This window comes from Flavobacterium sinopsychrotolerans, assembly GCF_900110375.1.
In the GTDB taxonomy this organism is placed as follows: Bacteria; Bacteroidota; Bacteroidia; order Flavobacteriales; family Flavobacteriaceae; genus Flavobacterium; species Flavobacterium sinopsychrotolerans.
The window spans coordinates 39,760-59,014 of the sequence record NZ_FODN01000001.1 but is presented as its reverse complement, the minus strand read 5'-3'; the positions used below and the strand labels follow the sequence as shown (position 1 = coordinate 59,014).

The following is a 19,255-nucleotide window of genomic DNA, read 5'->3' as shown; positions in this document are numbered from 1 at the left end:
AATAAGATAACGGTTCTATTCAAAATAAATTCTGTTGTATTAGACAGAATTACAAAAATTACAAATAATATTGAAAAGTTAGGATGTTTGATTTGATTGATATTGCAATAAAGAAGGTTGAAATCTAAACTGTAAAAAAAAATATTCATAATAAAAGCCAATAACGATTCGTTATAGAGTTCAGAATATAATACATTTGAATTATTAAAATAAAATTACAATGCGTAAACTTTCCTGGAGCTACTTCTTATCCATTTTTATTATAACGGCCAGTATTTCGGCACAAAAATCAACCATTTACACGCACGATTCGAAAGATTTCAATAAAGCGGTTTCTTTATTTAAAGACGCGCAATATGCATCGGCACAACTTATTTTTAATAAAGTAAAGGAAACAGCGACTACTGAAGAACTAAAATCAGATTGTGCATATTATGCCGCTAATTGCGCTATTCGAACCAATCAATCGAATGCGGATGAGTTGATGGAGCAGTTTGTTTCAGATTATCCAACGAGCGTAAAACAAAACCAAGCGTACATTGAAGTGGCACATTATCATTTTAACCAAGGGAATTATCCGCAAGCGTTACAATGGTTTGATAAAGTGGACGAAAGCAGTTTGAGCAGAAACGATCAAGATAAATTCAATTTCCAGAAAGGCTATAGTTTTTTTAATGCCAAAAATAAAAAGGAAGCTACAGTGTATTTGAATAAAGTAGTGAACTCTGCCGAATATGGTTCCCAAGCCAAATATTATTTAGGTTTTATGGCGTACGAAGGCGATGATTACAAGCAGGCAACAAAGTATTTTGATGAAGTTTCAGGAGAAGAAAAGTACAAAGAAAAGCTTTCGTATTATCAGGCTGATATGAATTTTAAACTTGGGAATTTCCAAAAAGCAATTGATTTAGGACAGAAAGCTATGGCTAAATCAACTCCTTTGGAAAAATCAGAACTGAATAAAATCATTGGCGAAAGCTATTTTAATTTAAAAAAATACGACACTGCAATTCCATTTTTAGTTGATTATAAAGGGAAAAAAGGAAAATGGAATAATACTGATTTCTATCAATTAGGATATGCGTATTACAAACAAAAAGATTACGAAAACGCGATTTCTCAGTTCAATAAAATAATTGGTGGAAAAGATTTCGTAGCGCAAAATGCCTATTATCATTTAGGTGAAAGTTACTTGAATACGGATAAAAAGCAACAAGCTTTGAATGCATTCAAAAATGCTTCGGAAATGGATTTTGATGCAGCCATTCAAGAAGATGCCAGTTTGAATTATGCGAAGTTAAGTTATGAATTAGGGAATTCGTACCAAAGTGTACCAGCAGTTTTACAAGCTTTTTTGAAAAAATATCCAGAAAATGCAAGTCGTTCTGAGGTAGAAAAATTACTTATAGATTCTTATATTTCTTCTAAAAATTATAAAGAAGCCTTAGTTTTATTGGAAAAAAACAAATCACCAGAAAATAAATTAGCGTACCAAAAAGTGCTTTTTTATAGAGGTTTGGAACTATACACGGATGGAAATTATCCTGAAGCATTAAAAATGTTTACGAAATCCATAAGCGAACAAAAAGACCCTGTTTTTACTGCTCGTGCTACTTTCTGGAAAGGCGAAACAGAATATGTTTTGAATGATTTCAAAGACGCTTTATTAAGTTTCAAGCAGTTCATTGGTGCAAACCAAGCAGCGGCAACACCGGAATTTAAAAACAGTAATTATAATATTGCATACACTTATTTCAAATTGAAAGAATACGATCAAGCAGGAGATTATTTCCAAAAACAAATTGAAAAAGCACCTAGTGATAAAGTACGTTTGAATGATTCGTATTTGCGTTTAGCAGATTGTCGTTTTGTGACTTCAAAATACGGTCCTGCAATGGATGCGTACACTAAAGTGATTGAGTCTAAAAGTGTAGATGCAGATTATGCCTATTTCCAAAAAGCTATTTCCTATGGATTTTTAGCTAAAAACGATAAGAAAATTGACGATCTAAACGATTTTTTACAATTGTATCCAAAATCAGAATACAGAGACGATGCACTTTTTGAACTGGCAAATACATACGTTGCTGAGAATAAAAATGACCTAGCCGTAAAAACATACGAAAGATTAAATACGGAATTCAAAAAAGGTTCTTTCACTTCGAGATCTATTTTGCGTCAGGGATTAGTGTATTATAACACCGATAAAGACGATCAGGCATTGTTGAAATTTAAAAAAGTAGCCGCTGATTTTCCTAGAACTCCGGAGGCCTTAGAAGCGGTAGCAACTGCTAGATTGATTTATGTAGACAATGGCAGAGTAGATGAATATGCAACTTGGGTTCGTACATTGGATTTTGTAGCTGTTACTGATGCTGAATTGGATAATGACACGTATGAAGCTGCTGAAAAACAATTTCAACAAAATAACACCAAGCAGGCTATTGCAGGATTTAGTGGCTATGTAGGCCAGTTTCCTCGTGGGATTCATGCTTTGCAGGCTAATTATTACCTAGCTCAATTGTATTTTTCTGAAGGGTCAGAGAGCAAATCTATTCCTAATTATGAATACGTAGTTGCACAATCGAGAAGTGAATTTACAGAACAATCTTTGTCAAGATTGGCTCAAATTTTCCTTAAAAACAAAGAAGAACAAAAAGCAATTCTAATTTTGACCCGTTTAGAAAACGAAGCAGATATTTCTCAAAATAAAACATTTGCACAATCTAATTTGATGAAATTGTATTACGATAAGAAAGATTATCCAAATTCCGGTATTTATGCCGAGAAGGTTTTGATGAATCCAAAAACGGACGATAATGTAAAAAATGATGCGCAAATCATCATTGCACGTGCAGCAATTGAAACCGGTGACGAAGCGAAAGCGAAAGTGGCCTACGCAAAATTAATGACGATTGCCAAAGGAGAATTAGCAGCCGAAGCCTTGTATTATGATGCTTATTTCAAAAACAAAGATGAAAAGTTTGAAGCTTCAAATGTTGCGGTTCAAAAATTAGCGAAGAATTATTCTAGCTATAAATATTTTGGAGCCAAAGGATTAGTGGTAATGGCCAAAAACTTTTACGGACTAAAAGACAGTTATCAGGCAACGTATATTTTAGAAAATGTAATTCAAAATTTCACTGATTTTCCAGATGTGGTCGCAGATGCACAAACAGAATTGAATGCTATTAAAGCCGAAGAATCCAAAACTAACTCATCGATAACAAAATAAAAATCAAGGTTTTAAAGTTGGAAAACAACTTAAATCAAGCGTAAATTTTTAAATAATCGAAAGCCAAATACAAAGAGAATGAATCTACCTTTTTATATAGTTGATGTTTTTACTAAGAAAAAATATGCAGGCAATCAATTGGCTATTTTTTTAGAGGCTGAAGCCTTAAGTGACGAACAGATGCAAAAAATTGCCCGTGAAATTAACTTTGCGGAAAGTACTTTTATTACCAAGCTTGATGTTGAAAATAACTCGGCAACAATCAGAATTTTTACACCTGAGCACGAAATGAAGTTTGCTGGTCATCCCATTATTGGAACTTCTTGGGTTTTGATGAATAAAATATTTGTAAATCAACCGCGAAATATAACTTTAAACGTCCCAATAGGTGAAATTCCCGTTAATCAATCAGGTGATTTAGTATGGTTACAGGCGGCTCAACCACAGTTTTTGGATACTTTTTCAGCAGAGGGTTTTTTATCGTTCAGTAATCTAAGCAGTGCTGATTTTTATGATGAATTTTCCATTCAGGAAGTGACCACAGGAAGCGCATTTGTAATTGTTCCCCTCAAAAACAAAAAAGCATTGGAGAATTTAATTCTTGACAAGGATAAAATGAACGAATGGTTGCAGGTAAACTGTAAAACCAATCATAGAGCATTATATTTTTATTGTTTAGAAGATGCAAAACTCATTAGCAGAATGCTATGTGTTGAAAACAATCAACTTATTGAAGATGCCGCTACGGGAAGTGCCAGCACTTGTTTACAGGCTTTTCTTTTAAAATATTATTCACCAGAAATTAAAATTGTCAATCATCAAGGAGATTTTATAAACAGACCGTCCCAGATTTACTTTGATGGAAAATTAACTGAAAATCATTTTGATATAAAAATTGGAGGAGAAACGCAATTCATTGCAAAAGGCGAATGGGAAGTTTAAAAATAAGATTAGGCGCATTAGAAATAAGAAGTAAAAAAATAAAACATGACATTTAAACAATTAAACATAAAATCATTTACAAATAGGGCAACAACGTTTTCGGCTCCTTTCCTTTCGGGGAGAGTTGGGTTGGGGGTTTTATTCTTCTTTGTATTCCAATTTTCGTTTGCACAAAAGAAAGAGCAAATAGGAACCGAAACGGTAAATGTTGTAAAACCTTATACGCCAAAAATTTCCGATGCTTTTAAAGTAAAAGAAATTCCAGAACTGGATGAAGAAGGAAACGCTAAAAAAGAAACCATAAAATACACGATTTTCTCTTTTCCTGTAGCATCTACTTTTACACCGTCAAAAGGAAAAGCTGAAGGTGTAGAAAAAGAAAAACAAGCACATTTATTTAAAAATTACGCCACTTTTGGTGTTGGTAATTACGGAACCTTTATTGGAGAGTTATTTGTAAATCATGATATTAATAACACAGATTATGTTGGTGGAATGTTTCGTCATCATTCGTCTGAAGGCGGAATTCAAAATGTAGCATTAGAAGATGGTTTTTACGATACATCGCTGGACTTGATGTATGGTTCCAATCAAAAAGACGTGTCTTGGAATCTTGATTTAGGGTATCAAAACCAAATTTATAATTGGTACGGATTACCAGAAAATTTTGGAAGTACTTTGACGCCTCAAGACAGAGTGACTTTAATTAACGGAATTAATCCACAGCAAACTTACGGTACGATATCATTAGGCGGAAATGTAGCATTTAACGAAAGTATTTTAAACAAAGCAAGTCTTAAATACAATCATTTTTCGGATGCTTCCGGATCTTCTGAAAATCGATTTTATGCAAAGCCAACAGTAGAATTTGATGTAATGGAAAGTGCTGTAAAAACAAATATAATTGTCGATTATGTGGGTGGTAGTTTTAAGAAAAATTATTCAAATACGAATACTGAGCGTGTGAAATATGGTTTTACAAATTTTGGAATTGCTCCTAGTTTTGTAATGCAGGAAGATGATTGGACGTTAAATATCGGAGCTGGATTGTTTTATAGCTTGGATAATGTAAACAGCAATAATAAATTTTTAGTGTATCCGCAATTCAATGCTTCGTATAAAGTGGTTGGCGATTTGATGATTTTCTATGCTGGCGCCGAAGGGAATTTGGAACAAAACTCCTATATGGATTTTGTGAATGAAAATCCGTTTTTATCACCAACATTGAATATTGCACCAACAGACAAGCAATATGATGTTTTTGCCGGATTAAAAGGGAAATTGACTAATAATGTGAGTTATAATGTTAAAGCTTCGTATGCAAACGAAAGAAATAAAGCCTTGTTTAGAAGCAATGATTACAATGAAAATGCAACTAATGATGATTACGCTTTTGGAAATTCCTTACAAGTGGTCTATGACGATATGAAAACATTGAGTTTTTATGGAGAACTTAAAGCTGATTTTTCTGAGGATGTAACTTTTGGAATCAACGGAACTTTCAGCAGTTTTACTAATGATTTTCAACAAGAAGCTTGGAATTTACCAACAATTAAATTGAATTCAAATCTTGATTTTAATATTACAGAAAAATGGTTCGCTGGTACAAATGTGTTTTACGTAGGTGAGCGAAAAGATTTTCAGATGAATACGGATTTTTCGGCTAATGCTGCTCCTGTCACTTTGAAATCCTATTTTGATGTTAATGCAAATTTAGGCTACAAATACAGCGACCGATTGACCGCTTTTGTCAGAGCTAATAATATTACTAATAATGCGTACCAAAAATGGTTGAATTATCCAGTTCAGGGTTTTCAAGTGATTTTAGGAGCAAACTATAAATTTGGTTTTTAAATCCCCACCCCAGCCCTCCCCAAAGGAGAGGGAGCCGAAACGGAAAACAATCTTCGCTTTTTTTTATTAAAAAAATTTGAAAGCCTGAGAGGATTTAAAACCCTGTCAGGCTTGTAATTCTAATTATGACTTTCAAACAAAAAATACATACCCATTATTTACAATTAGTTCAGGATCGAATCGATGTTTTCAAAGACATGATTGTGGCGCTTACCGAAGATTCTAAGAACGATGCCAAAGGTTCTGCCGGAGACAAACATGAAACCGCTTTATCCATGATGCACATTGAACAGGAAAAACTCAATCGTAAATTGAGAGAAGTATTGGATCAAAAAACAGTTTTGGATAAAATTGACGCTACTACAATTGCTGAGACTATTATTGTTGGGAGCTTGGTAAAAGCGAACGGAATTTATTTGTATCTGAGTGTGGCGCTTCCAAAAATCAATGTCGAAGGAATCAATATTATCGCATTATCACCACAATCGCCTTTGGGAAATAAATTGATGGGAAATCAAGAAGGTTTTACTTTTGAGATAAATAGTACGAAGTATTTGGTAGAGAACATTGAATAATTTAAGGTTTAATAATTTCTATTTTTTTTTCTGTAAAATGTTGATAGATTGTGTTTTTTATTGTTGGTAACTTTAAAAAATCGCAAACGGATAGTGGTGTATTTTTATGATTAATTTTGTAAAAAAAGCGCATCATGAAAAATACAATTAATACAAAAAAAGGTTTTTTTACTATTATTGAACGTTACGGGAAAGATTTTAGAATTGAGAAATTTGACCCTTATGCTGATAATCATAATATTTTATACGTAGAATTTTTTTCGAATTTTAATTTAGGGGTTGAAGAATTAAGTAATCTTTTTAAAAAATTTGAACCCGAAATAATTCAAATTATGAAATTCAACATCGATCGGAATATTGAATTTTACCATAATCATTTTGACATTGACTACCAATTAATTGATAGTCTCAGTATTGCTTTATCGCCAAAAGATGTAACGTTCAAAGATTATTACGAAATTAGTTGTTCTAAATTTCTAAAAATGGATATAAAAAGTGAAAGTTTAGAATATCTAAAAGGTCTAACATCCATAGAAAAACGCAATGCATATGGGTTCTCATAAATTTTAGTTTTTACAATTCTCAACTTCGATTGCTTTTTTATTCTTTTTTAATTACATTTTAAACACAAATACTATTTTTTGGTTGTAATTTATAACCAAAAATAGTGTTTGTGTTTTTCAATTAGAACTATAACTCCATCTTTGCCTTATCAAAATAAACAAAACATTAAAAATATATAGTTATGTGTGGAATAGTATGTGCCTTTGACCTAAAACAAAAAGCGGAAGTTTTAAGACCACAAGTATTAGAAATGTCTAAAATTATCCGTCACCGTGGACCGGACTGGAGTGGAATATTTAGCAATGAAAAAGCGATAATGTCTCATGAACGTTTGGCAATTGTTGACCCGGCTTCAGGGAAACAACCGTTGTTCAGTGAAGACAAACAACTTATTTTAGCAGCAAATGGTGAAATTTATAACCACAGAGAATTGCGCAAACAATTTAAAGGTAAATATAACTTTCAAACCGAAAGTGACTGTGAAGTTATTTTGGCACTGTACAAGGAAAAAGGACCTCATTTTATAGATGAAATGAACGGAATTTTTGGATTTGCCATTTATGATGTAGAAAAAGACGAGTATTTTATTGCTCGAGATCACATGGGGATTATTCCATTATACATTGGTTGGGATGAACACGGAACTTTTTATGTGGCTTCGGAATTGAAAGCATTAGAAGGCTATTGTACAAAAATCCAATTGTTTCCTCCGGGACATTATATGACCAGCAAAGATGGCGAATTTGTACAATGGTATAAAAGAGAATGGGTTGATTACGATGCCGTAAAAGACAACGTAACCAGCATTGACGAAATTAAAGTCGCTCTAGAAGCAGCGGTTCACAGACAATTGATGAGTGATGTGCCTTATGGTGTTTTGCTTTCCGGAGGTTTAGATTCTTCTATTACTTCGGCTGTAGCCAAAAAATATGCGCAAAAACGTATTGAATCTGGTGATGTTGCTGATGCTTGGTACCCACAATTGCACTCTTTCTCGGTAGGATTAGAAGGTTCTCCTGATTTAGCGGCTGCACAAGTAGTGGCGGATCATATTGGAACGATTCACCACGAAATAAAATTCACCATTCAAGAAGGTTTGGATGCAGTTAAAGATGTAATTTACAACTTAGAAACGTACGATGTGACTACGATTAGAGCATCAACACCAATGTGGTTGATGGCGAGAGTTATTAAATCAATGGGGATCAAAATGGTATTGTCAGGTGAAGGAGCAGATGAACTTTTTGGAGGATATTTGTATTTCCATAAAGCGCCAAACGCAAGAGAATTCCACGAGGAAAACGTACGTAAATTAGGTAAATTGCACATGTATGATTGTTTGCGTGCTAACAAAAGTTTAGCAGCATGGGGAATTGAAGGACGTGTGCCATTTTTAGATAAAGAATTTATGGATGTGGCAATGAGAGTTAATCCACAAGATAAAATGATCAACAAGGAACATCCTATGGAAAAATGGGTAGTTCGTAAAGCTTTTGAAGAAATGCTACCGCCAAGTGTTGCTTGGAGACAAAAAGAACAGTTTAGTGATGGTGTAGGATACGGTTGGATTGATACTTTGAAAGAAGTGGTAGCGGTTGAAATTTCGGATGAACAATTAGCAAATGCTAAATACAAGTTCCCTTTACAAACTCCAACTTCAAAAGAGGAATATTACTATCGTTCTATTTTTCATGAGCATTTTCCAAGTGATGCAGCTGCTTTGTGTGTTCCGCAAGAAGCAAGCGTTGCGTGTAGTACAAAAATTGCATTAGAATGGGATGAAGCATTCAAAAACATGAATGATCCGTCCGGAAGAGCGGTGGCAAGTGTACATGATGATGCTTATGTAAAAGCATAAACAATTTTATTAGGATTTTATAAATAGACAAACGCTCTCCTTTTCGAGAGCGCTTTTTTATGAGAAATATATTTGTAGAGAAGGATACAATTTGAAAAAACGTTATTATTACGCATTGTCTAAAATAATTTGACGGAGTTTTTTTATATTAGCATAACTAAATTGTTTACTATGAGATTTATTACATCATTACTTGCTTTATTTTTATTGATTTCCTGTGATCAAAAAAATAAGATTTCCGTTGATACTATTATTACAGATGCAACTATTTACTCGGTCAATAACTCTTTTGCGGAGGCTTCGGCTATGGCAATTGATAAGGGGAAAATTATCGCCATTGGCACAAATAGTGAAATTTCCAAACAATATGAATCCAAGAATACAATAGACGGGGAAGGGAAATTTATATACCCGGGTTTAATTGACGCGCATTGCCATTTTTACAGCTATGGTTTAAGCTTGCAGGAAGCGGATTTACGTGGCACCAAAAGTATGGACGAAATAATTACTCGTTTAAAGGCTTTTCAAAAAGATAAAAATCCAACGTTTATTGTGGGTAATGGTTGGGATCAAAACGATTGGAAAGTAAAAAAGTATCCTACAAAAGCTGATTTAGACGCTGCATTTCCTGATATTCCTGTTGTATTGAATAGAGTTGACGGACATGCAATAATCGTGAATAGTAAAGCATTGAAATTAGCAGGAATCACAAAAGATACAAAAGCTGTTGGTGGTCAAATTGAAATTGCAAACGGAGAACCAACTGGGATTTTAGTGGATAATCCGATGGAATTAGTGTTTAAGATAATTCCAAAACCAACCCGTAAAATACAAATAGCTGCTTTGCTGGATGCTGAAAAAGTAATGTTTGATTATGGATTGACAACCGTAAATGATGCAGGGTTAGATCCGGACATTATTCATTTGATGGATAGTTTGCAAAAAGCAAAAGTGATGAAGCTTAATGTGTATGCAATGATAACGGCAAATCAGAAAAATATTGATTTATATCTAAAAAAAGGAATTTATAAAACGGATAATCTAAATGTTCGATCCTTTAAAATGTACGGTGATGGCGCTTTGGGTTCTCGCGGTGCTTGCATGCACAAACCGTATTCCGACAAGCCAGGCCAATATGGCGCTTTGTTGGCATCAATTTCTGGATTAAAAGATGTAGCCAAACAAATTGCGGCTTCAAAGTTTCAGTTGAATACGCATGCTATTGGTGATTCGGCAAATACAGTGATTTTGAAAATTTACGGAGATGTTTTGGCTGGAACCAAAGATAGAAGATGGAAAATTGAGCACGCACAAGTTTTGCGTGAACAAGATTTTGATTATTTTAAATTTGGAATTATTCCTTCGGTTCAACCTACGCACGCTACGTCTGATATGTATTGGGCAGAAGACAGATTAGGAAAAGAAAGGCTTAAAAATGCCTATGCTTATAAAAAATTGCTTCAAAAAGCAGGAATGGTAGCTCTTGGAACTGATTTTCCTGTAGAGGAAGTGAATCCCATGCTGACTTTTCATGCTGCCGTTGCGAGAAAAGACAGTAAGGAATATCCAAAAGGTGGTTTCCAAATGGAAAATGCTTTGACCAGAGCCGAAACTTTAAGAGGAATGACCATTTGGGCTGCTTATTCTAATTTCGAAGAAAAAGAAAAAGGAAGTTTGGAAGTGGGGAAATGGGCTGATTTTGTAATGTACGACCAGGATTTGATGAAAGTGGAAGAAAATAAAATAGTGAAAATGAAACCTACCAACACCTATTTAAAGGGTCAAAAAGTAAAATAATTGAATTGTCAGCCTTTTATAATTTACGATTAATTCTTCAAATAACAGCATTTTGTATAATACATTGTTAAAACATATGAGTCATATAAGTTTTTAATTTGAATAAAATCAAATAAAACTAAAAGTTCATTTAAGTAAAGTCACATAGCCTTGCAAAGAACTTTTTTAACTTATTTTTCCTTTTAATCACGATTTGAGAAACTGACTTTTTTAAACTTATATGACTTATATGTTTAAAATTAATGCTGTTTATTTTATAATGTAGCGATAATTTACAGTTGTAATAGAATATTTTAATTTATTGGTATTTGAATTACATTTTTAAGATAAAATGCATCTTTTTGTTTTAAATAGTAACTAAATTCACTAATTATGTTTTGTGTTTGTAACTGCTATTGCATATTTGTCGACTTAGAATTGGTAAAAAATAAAAATATAGAGTTATGTGCGGAATATTAGCCATTATCGGAAGAGGAAAAGATGAACAGTTGTTTGGGGAACTTTCAAAAAGAATGACGCATCGTGGTCCGGATGAAAGTGATATTCATGTTACTGAAAAAGGGCATATTTTAAGTCATGAAAGGCTATCGATAATTGATTTACATTCCGGAAAACAACCGATACAAGGCACGAAAACGGCCTACATGGTTCATAATGGCGAAATATACAATCATCAGGAATTAAGAGATGGTGTTTTAAAAAATCATACTTTTAGAACAAAATCAGATTCTGAAGTTATTGTGCATTTGTATGAAGAGTTTGGATATGATTTTTGCAATATGCTTGACGGAGATTGGGCTTTTGTGGCGGTGGATGGTGATGATTTTATTGCCGGTAGAGACCCAATGGGAGTGAAACCGCTATATTATGGTTTGGATGAAAGAGGAAGAATCTATTTCTCCTCTGAAATGAAACCTATCGCAGATCAATGTAAAACATTTTCTACTTTTCCTCCGGGACATTATTATACGGCAAAAACAGGTTTTGTAAAATATTACAAACCGGAATATGAAGATTATTTAAAAGCCGACCAAGAATTAAATTTGGAGTTAATCAGAGAAACGTTGACCGAAGCGACTCGTAAGCGATTAATGAGCGATGTACCTATTGGTGTGTTACTTTCTGGAGGATTAGACTCTTCATTGACTTCCGCAATTGCTTGTCGTTTATTGGCAGAAAGCGGTAAAAAATTACAATCATTTTCAATTGGTTTAAATGCTGATGCGCCAGATGCTGCGGCAGCCAGAAAAGTTGCTGAGTATTTAGGAACAGAGCATCATGAAATTCACTTTACTGTCGAAGAAGGAATTGAAATTTTAGAGAAACTAATTTGGCATTTAGAAACGTATGACGTGACTTCGGTACGAGCAAGTACGCCAATGTATTTCTTGTCGAAAGCGATCACGGATTTGGGTGTAAAAGTGGTGCTTTCAGGTGAAGGAGCTGATGAAATTTTTGGTGGATATTTGTATTTTAGAAATGCGCCTTCGGCAGAGGATTTCCAAAAGGAAACCATCGAAAGAGTACAGAAATTATTCACTGCCGATTTGTTAAGAGCAGATAAATCAACGATGGCTCATGGTTTAGAGACTAGAGTTCCTTTTTTAGATAAAGCGTTCTTAGATTTGGCCATTCGTATCAAAGCAGAAGAAAAGATGCCGAAAACGTACGATGGAAAAGAAAAATATATATTAAGAAAAGCATTTGATACTCCGCACAATCCATATCTTCCAGAAGAAGTTTTGTGGAGACAAAAAGAACAATTTTCAGATGGGGTAGGATACAATTGGATTGATCAATTGATTCAATATTGTGCAACGCAAGTTACGGATGAGCAGTTAGCAGGAGCTTCAAAGGAATTTCCATATAATTCGCCAGCCACTAAAGAAGCTTATTTTTACAGGTCGATATTTAATAAATATTATCCGCAAATAAGTGCCGCGCAAACAGTTAGGAAATGGATTCCAAAATGGCAAGAAAACCTAGATCCAAGCGGAAGAGCCAATGCAGCTCACGTTCGGGCAGATACTGGAATTGCTAAAACAGGAGTTGTGGTTTGAAACAAAAATTTGAATTTTTATAAATGAAGAACGCTCTCAATTTTGAGAGCGTTTTTTTTGTAATTATATGAACAAATGTTAATAACTTAAGGGCTTAAAAAGGGATTTTAACGGTTATCTAATTTGCGTTTTTATATATTTGCGTGTTATACAAAAATTACATTTTTTACAATAAAATATATATGAGCGAAGAAATCAAGAAGGACAGTTATTCAGCAGATAGTATTCAGGCATTAGAAGGAATGGAGCACGTAAGAATGCGTCCTTCGATGTATATTGGAGATGTGGGTGTTCGAGGACTACATCATTTAGTGTATGAGGTTGTAGATAACTCTATCGATGAGGCAATGGGAGGTCATTGCGATACCATAATAGTTGATATTAATGAAGATGGATCCGTTTCGGTTGAGGATAATGGGCGTGGTATTCCGGTAGGTATTCATAAAAAAGAAGGTGTTTCAGCATTGGAGGTTGTAATGACCAAAATTGGTGCCGGAGGAAAGTTCGATAAAGATTCCTATAAAGTTTCTGGAGGACTTCACGGTGTTGGGGTTTCTGTTGTAAATGCATTGTCAAACCATTTGCGCGCAACTGTTCACAGTAGCGACGGAAAAGTGTACGAACAAGAATACGAAAAAGGAAAAGCATTATATCCAGTAAAACAAATTGGTGAAACGACAAAAAGAGGAACAATCGTTACTTTTTACCCGGATCCAAGCATATTTACACAAACAATAGAGTATTCTTATGATACTTTATCCGCTCGTATGCGTGAATTGTCTTTTTTGAATAAAGGAATCACAATCACTTTTACAGATAAAAGAGAAAAGGATAAAGACGGGAATTTTGTTTCGGAAGTATTTCATTCTGATGAAGGTTTAAAAGAATACATCCGTTACTTAGATGGAAACCGTGAGCCAATTATTGCACACGTAATTTCTATGGATCATGAAAAAGGAGAAATTCCGGTTGAGGTTGCGTTAATTTATAACACAAGTTACACGGAAAATATTTTTTCTTACGTAAACAATATCAATACACACGAAGGAGGAACGCACTTGCAAGGGTTCAGAACTGGTCTTACAAGATCGTTAAAGAAATATGCAGATGCTTCTGGTATGTTGGATAAACTGAAATTTGACATTTCAGGAGACGATTTCCGTGAAGGATTGACCGCTATTATTTCGGTGAAAGTTCAGGAACCACAATTTGAAGGACAAACGAAAACGAAACTTGGTAACAGAGAAGTTGTTTCTCCGGTAAGTCAAGCGGTGAGTGAAATGATTGAAAATTATTTGGAAGAAAATCCAAATGATGCCCGTATCATTGTTCAAAAAGTAATTCTAGCAGCTCAAGCACGTCACGCAGCCAAAAAAGCACGTGAAATGGTACAGCGCAAAACCGTAATGGGTGGTGGTGGATTGCCAGGAAAACTTTCGGATTGTTCAGAGCAAGATCCGGCTAAATGTGAAGTATATCTTGTCGAGGGAGATTCGGCGGGTGGAACTGCAAAACAAGGTCGTGATCGTGCGTTTCAAGCTATTTTGCCATTACGTGGTAAGATTTTGAACGTAGAAAAAGCAATGCATCACAAAGTTTTTGAGAATGAAGAGATTCGAAACATATTTACTGCACTTGGCGTTACAATTGGAACTGCAGAAGATAGTAAAGCCTTAAATATTGAAAAATTACGCTACCATAAAGTAATTATTATGTGTGATGCCGATGTCGATGGTAGTCATATTTCTACTTTAATCTTAACATTCTTCTTCCGTTTTATGAAAGAATTAATCGAAGAAGGTCACGTATATATTGCAGCACCACCTTTATATTTAGTTAAAAAAGGAAACAAGAAAGAATACGCTTGGAATGACGTTCAACGTGATCAAGCGAATGAAAGAATGGGCGGAAGCGCAGGAATTCAGCGTTATAAAGGTCTTGGAGAGATGAATGCGGAGCAATTATGGGAAACCACAATGGATCCAAGTTTCAGAACGTTGCGTCAGGTAACTATTGACAGTTTGGCGGAAGCTGATAGAGTTTTCTCTATGTTAATGGGTGATGAGGTGCCGCCAAGAAGAGAATTTATTGAGAAAAATGCAGTTTACGCAAATATTGATGCGTAACTTAATGTAATCGTTCGTTTTTATTCGAATAGATTAACACAATAACAAGTAACCAAATTAACAATTAACCGAATAAACTTTAAAATATGAAAGTTACCATTGTAGGAGCAGGAAATGTAGGAGCGACATGTGCGGATGTGATTTCTTATAGAAGAATTGCCAGTGAAGTAGTATTATTGGATATTAGAGAAGGTTTTGCTGAAGGTAAAGCATTAGATATCATGCAATGCGCTACTAATACAGGTTTTAATACCAAAGTATCAGGTGTTACCAATGATTATTCTAAAACAGCAGGAAGTGATGTAGTGGTGATTACATCAGGAATTCCAAGAAAGCCAGGAATGACTCGTGAAGAATTAATAGGGATTAATGCAGGAATTGTGAAAACGGTTGCTGAAAATGTATTGAAACATTCACCGGATACTATTATCGTGGTAGTTTCTAATCCTATGGATACGATGACATATTTGGCATTGAAATCTACTGGATTGCCAAAAAATAGAATTATTGGTATGGGTGGAGCGTTAGACAGCTCTCGTTTCAGAACGTATTTGTCTTTGGCTTTAGACAAGCCAGCAAATGATATTTCAGCGATGGTTATTGGCGGACATGGTGATACTACTATGATTCCTTTGACAAGATTGGCTTCTTATAACGGAATTCCAGTTTCTCAATTTCTATCAGAGGAAGAATTGCAAAAAGTAGCTGCTGATACAATGGTTGGAGGAGCTACACTTACAGGACTTCTTGGAACATCAGCGTGGTATGCTCCTGGAGCTTCCGTTGCTTTCTTAGTAGACAGTATTTTGAATGACCAAAAGAAAATGATTGCATGTTCTGTTTTTGTTGAAGGCGAATATGGTCAAAATGATATCTGTATTGGTGTTCCATGTATTATTGGTAAAAATGGAGTGGAAGAAATTCTTGACATTAAACTAAATGATGCTGAAAAAGCATTGTTTGCTAAAAGTGCAGATGCTGTCAGACAAATGAATGACGCTTTAAAATCGATTTTGGTATAAAAATTTACATATAAAAAAGAGAAGACTGCATCATTGCAGTCTTTTTCTTGAGATTAATCTATAAATAAATTGGTTAATCTTAACGTTAATTATATATTTGCTCGGTTTAAAAAAAATGAGGTAGCTCGAAATATTCTTTTTTAATGTTAAAAATGAATGTAAAGTGTTATTATATAAGGTTTAAAGCAAAAATAAATAAATAAAAAATAATTAATTTTTAGTAATAATGCAGAATAAAGGACTTATTAAATTTTTCGCAATTCTATTTGCATTGGTAAGTATTTACCAACTTTCTTTCACTTTTGTCGCAAGTAAAGTAAAAAGCGATGCCAAATCTTTTGCTGGTGGAAATCCTGAAAAAGAAGTAAAATATTTAGATTCAATCGGTAAAGAGAAAGTATTTAATCTTGGTTTTACCAATTTTACTTTTAATGAAGTAAGTGATAAGCAAATCAACAAAGGTCTTGACTTAGAAGGTGGTATCAATGTTATACTTCAAATATCTGTAAAAGATATTTTAAAAGGATTATCTAATAATTCTAAAAACCCAGTTTTCAATAAGTCTTTGGCTGATGCTTCTGCAGATTTACAAGGGAATAAATCGTATTTAGATAAGTTTTTTGATGCTTTTGAAGCAAATTCAAAAGGAACTGTAAAATTAGCTTCTCCTGATATTTTCGCTAACAGAAGTTTGCAAGGTGAAGGTGGGGTTGATTTTCAAATGACGGATGCGCAAGTAAAAAAGGTTATCTCCAGAAAAGTAGATGAGTCTGTAGAAAGTGCTTTTGGAGTATTAAGAAAACGTATCGATCAATTTGGTGTAACGCAACCTAATATTCAAAAATTAGGAAATTCAGGTCAGATTCTTGTTGAACTTCCTGGTGCAAAAGATGTGGATCGTGCTAAAAAATTATTGTCAAGCACAGCTCAATTGCAGTTTTGGGAAACGTACAAAATTGAAGAAATTGGTAATTTTTTAATGGCTGCTAATGAGTCATTGAAAAAAACAGAAATCAAAATTACTGAAGTAAAACCAGTTGTAAAAGATTCTTTGAGTGCTTTACTTACGGATGCTAAAGATTCAACTGCTACTAAAAAAGGAGAAAATCCTTTATTTGATAAAATTATTGGTCAAGGCGGAGGTCCAGTTTTGGGACTTTTCTCTCCAAAAGATACTGCTGTTGTAAACGGATATTTGAAAAGAGCTGATATTAGAATTTTATTAGCAGGTGACCAACGTTATGCAAAGTTTGTTTGGGGTAAACCAATGATAATTAAAGATGCTAAAGCAAAAGATATTGATGCTGTAGAGCTATACGCTTTAAAAGGAAACAGAGACAATGTGCCTTCAATGAGTGGTGGAGTGGTTACGGATGCAAGCGATACATTTGATCAATCAGGTAAACCAGCTGTTTCTATGCAAATGAACGGTCAAGGTGCAAAAGCTTGGGAAGAATTAACAGGTAGAGCATATACTCAAAAAAGTAATATTGCAATAGTTCTTGATGATGTGGTTTATTCTGCGCCAGGAGTTTCTAGCGGACCAATTTCTGGTGGTAGATCTGAAATTTCGGGAGCTTTTGATGTTACAGAAACTAAAGATTTAGCGAATGTTTTAAGAGCGGGTAAACTTCCTGCAGCTGCAGATATTGTTCAATCAGAAGTAGTTGGGCCATCCTTAGGTCAAGAAGCAATTGATAATGGTACTAACTCCGCTTTAATAGGATTGCTTTTAGTTTCCCTTTGGATGATGATCTATTATGGTAAAGCAGGTTGGTATGCGAATGTTGCACTAGCGGTTAATTTACTGTTCTTGTTCGGAATTTTAGCAAGTATCGGAGCAGTTCTTACATTGCCAGGTATTGCCGGTATCGTTTTAACAATGGGAACAGCAGTTGATGCAAATATCATTATTTACGAAAGAGCAAAAGAAGAATTACGTGCTGGTAAAACACTGGAAGAAGCTATTAAAACTTCGTACAGTTGGAGAGGTGCAATGTCATCAATTACTGATGCTAACGTAACGCATATTTTAACTGGAGCGGTATTGTTTATTTTTGGTTCAGGACCAATTAAAGGTTTTGCTACTACATTATTGATTGGTATTGTAACGTCATTATTTACTTCAATCTTTATTGCAAGAATTTTCATTGATTGGAACATAAGCAAAAAGAATAATTTGACGTTTGTTACAAATTTCTCTAAGAATATGTTTAATAACTTTCATTTTGATTTCTTAGGAATGAAAAAATGGACATATTTATTCTCAAGTATAGTAGTTGTTATAAGTGTTATCTCTTTAGCAACAAACGGACTTGATGAAGGAGTTGATTTTGTAGGAGGAAGAACATTCCAAGTACGTTTTGAAAAACCAATTGAAACAGAAGCTGTAAAAGCAGAATTAGCTAAAGTTTTTGATGGTAGTGCTGAAGTGAAAGTTTTTGGTAGCGATAACCAATTAAAAATTACAACAAAATTCAAAGTTCAAGAGCCAGGAATTAAAGCAGATGAAGAAGTGAATAAATTGTTGTTTGCTACTTTAAAACAACATTTTTCAGCAGATATGACGTATGATAAATTTGTAAATTCTTATGATGGTAAAAAATTAGGTGTTTTACAAGCCTCTAAAGTTGGTCCAACTGTAGCAGAAGATATTAAAACTAATGCGTATTGGGCTGTTCTTGGAGCGATGGCTATCGTATTTTTATACTTGATGATCAGTTATAGAAAATGGCAATACAGTTTAGGAGCTATTGCAGCTATTGCACACGACGTTATTTTTGTATTAGGAATTTACTCATTGTGTTATAAATTTATGCCTTTTGGAATGGAAATAGATCAGCATTTTATCGCTGCGATTCTAACCGTTATTGGGTATTCTATGAACGATACTGTTATTGTATTTGACAGAGTTCGTGAATATTTAGCTGGTAAAACAAAAGGAACTTTTGCTGAGATTGTAAATCAATCTATTAATACAACCATGTCAAGAACTATCAATACGTCATTAACGATGATTGTGGTTTTATTAATCATGTTTGTTTTTGGTGGAGAATCAATCAGAGGATTTATATTCGCTATGTTGGTAGGTATCATCGTAGGTACTTATTCTTCATTGTTTATTGCAACTCCAGTACTTGTGGATACAATCTCTAAAGAAGATAAAAACAAGGTAGAAAAAGCACACCAAGAAAGCTAAAAAAAGCTTTTTATATAAATTTT

At 34.1% G+C, this 19,255-nt stretch carries 11 protein-coding genes; all 11 read left to right on the top strand.

What is annotated here, in order from left to right:
* Positions 1-220 precede the first annotated feature (220 nt).
* The 11 genes from BMX64_RS00225 (at position 221) to secDF (ending at position 19,232) form a co-directional block, all read left to right on the top strand.
* Entirely contained in the window at positions 221-3,235 is a 3,015-nt protein-coding gene (locus tag BMX64_RS00225; RefSeq protein WP_091164464.1) for a tetratricopeptide repeat protein, read from the top strand.
* Between the two features lie 78 nt (positions 3,236-3,313).
* The gene (locus BMX64_RS00220; protein ID WP_091164460.1) at positions 3,314-4,177 is read left to right on the top strand and encodes a PhzF family phenazine biosynthesis protein; all 864 of its coding nucleotides are present in this window, start codon (positions 3,314-3,316) and stop codon (positions 4,175-4,177) included.
* Between the two features lie 45 nt (positions 4,178-4,222).
* Complete coding sequence (locus tag BMX64_RS00215) at positions 4,223-6,031, top strand: porin family protein (protein WP_167543004.1); 1,809 nt, start codon at positions 4,223-4,225, stop codon at positions 6,029-6,031.
* Between the two features lie 125 nt (positions 6,032-6,156).
* Positions 6,157-6,606, top strand: coding sequence for a hypothetical protein (locus BMX64_RS00210; RefSeq protein WP_091164456.1), 450 nt, complete (start codon positions 6,157-6,159; stop codon positions 6,604-6,606).
* Between the two features lie 134 nt (positions 6,607-6,740).
* The gene (locus BMX64_RS00205; protein WP_091164453.1) at positions 6,741-7,169 is read left to right on the top strand and encodes a hypothetical protein; all 429 of its coding nucleotides are present in this window, start codon (positions 6,741-6,743) and stop codon (positions 7,167-7,169) included.
* Positions 7,170-7,351: 182 nt separating this feature from the next.
* Entirely contained in the window at positions 7,352-9,028 is a 1,677-nt protein-coding gene (gene asnB / locus BMX64_RS00200; protein ID WP_091164450.1) for an asparagine synthase B, read from the top strand.
* A gap of 171 nt (positions 9,029-9,199) precedes the next feature.
* On the top strand, positions 9,200-10,825 hold the full coding sequence (locus tag BMX64_RS00195; RefSeq protein ID WP_091164446.1) for an amidohydrolase: 1,626 nt from the start codon (positions 9,200-9,202) through the stop codon (positions 10,823-10,825).
* A 443-nt stretch (positions 10,826-11,268) separates the two neighbouring features.
* Positions 11,269-12,885 carry an asparagine synthase B gene (asnB, locus tag BMX64_RS00190; RefSeq protein ID WP_091164442.1) on the top strand — a complete coding sequence of 539 codons (1,617 nt, stop codon included), beginning with the start codon at positions 11,269-11,271 and terminating at the stop codon, positions 12,883-12,885.
* Between the two features lie 182 nt (positions 12,886-13,067).
* Entirely contained in the window at positions 13,068-15,011 is a 1,944-nt protein-coding gene (gene gyrB, locus BMX64_RS00185; protein WP_091164439.1) for a DNA topoisomerase (ATP-hydrolyzing) subunit B, read from the top strand.
* Between the two features lie 86 nt (positions 15,012-15,097).
* Positions 15,098-16,033, top strand: a complete 936-nt coding sequence (gene mdh / locus BMX64_RS00180; protein ID WP_091164436.1) for a malate dehydrogenase — start codon at positions 15,098-15,100, stop codon at positions 16,031-16,033.
* Between the two features lie 226 nt (positions 16,034-16,259).
* A complete protein-coding gene (gene secDF, locus BMX64_RS00175; RefSeq protein ID WP_091164433.1) occupies positions 16,260-19,232 on the top strand; it encodes a protein translocase subunit SecDF in 2,973 nt (990 codons plus the stop codon).
* Positions 19,233-19,255 lie beyond the last annotated feature (23 nt).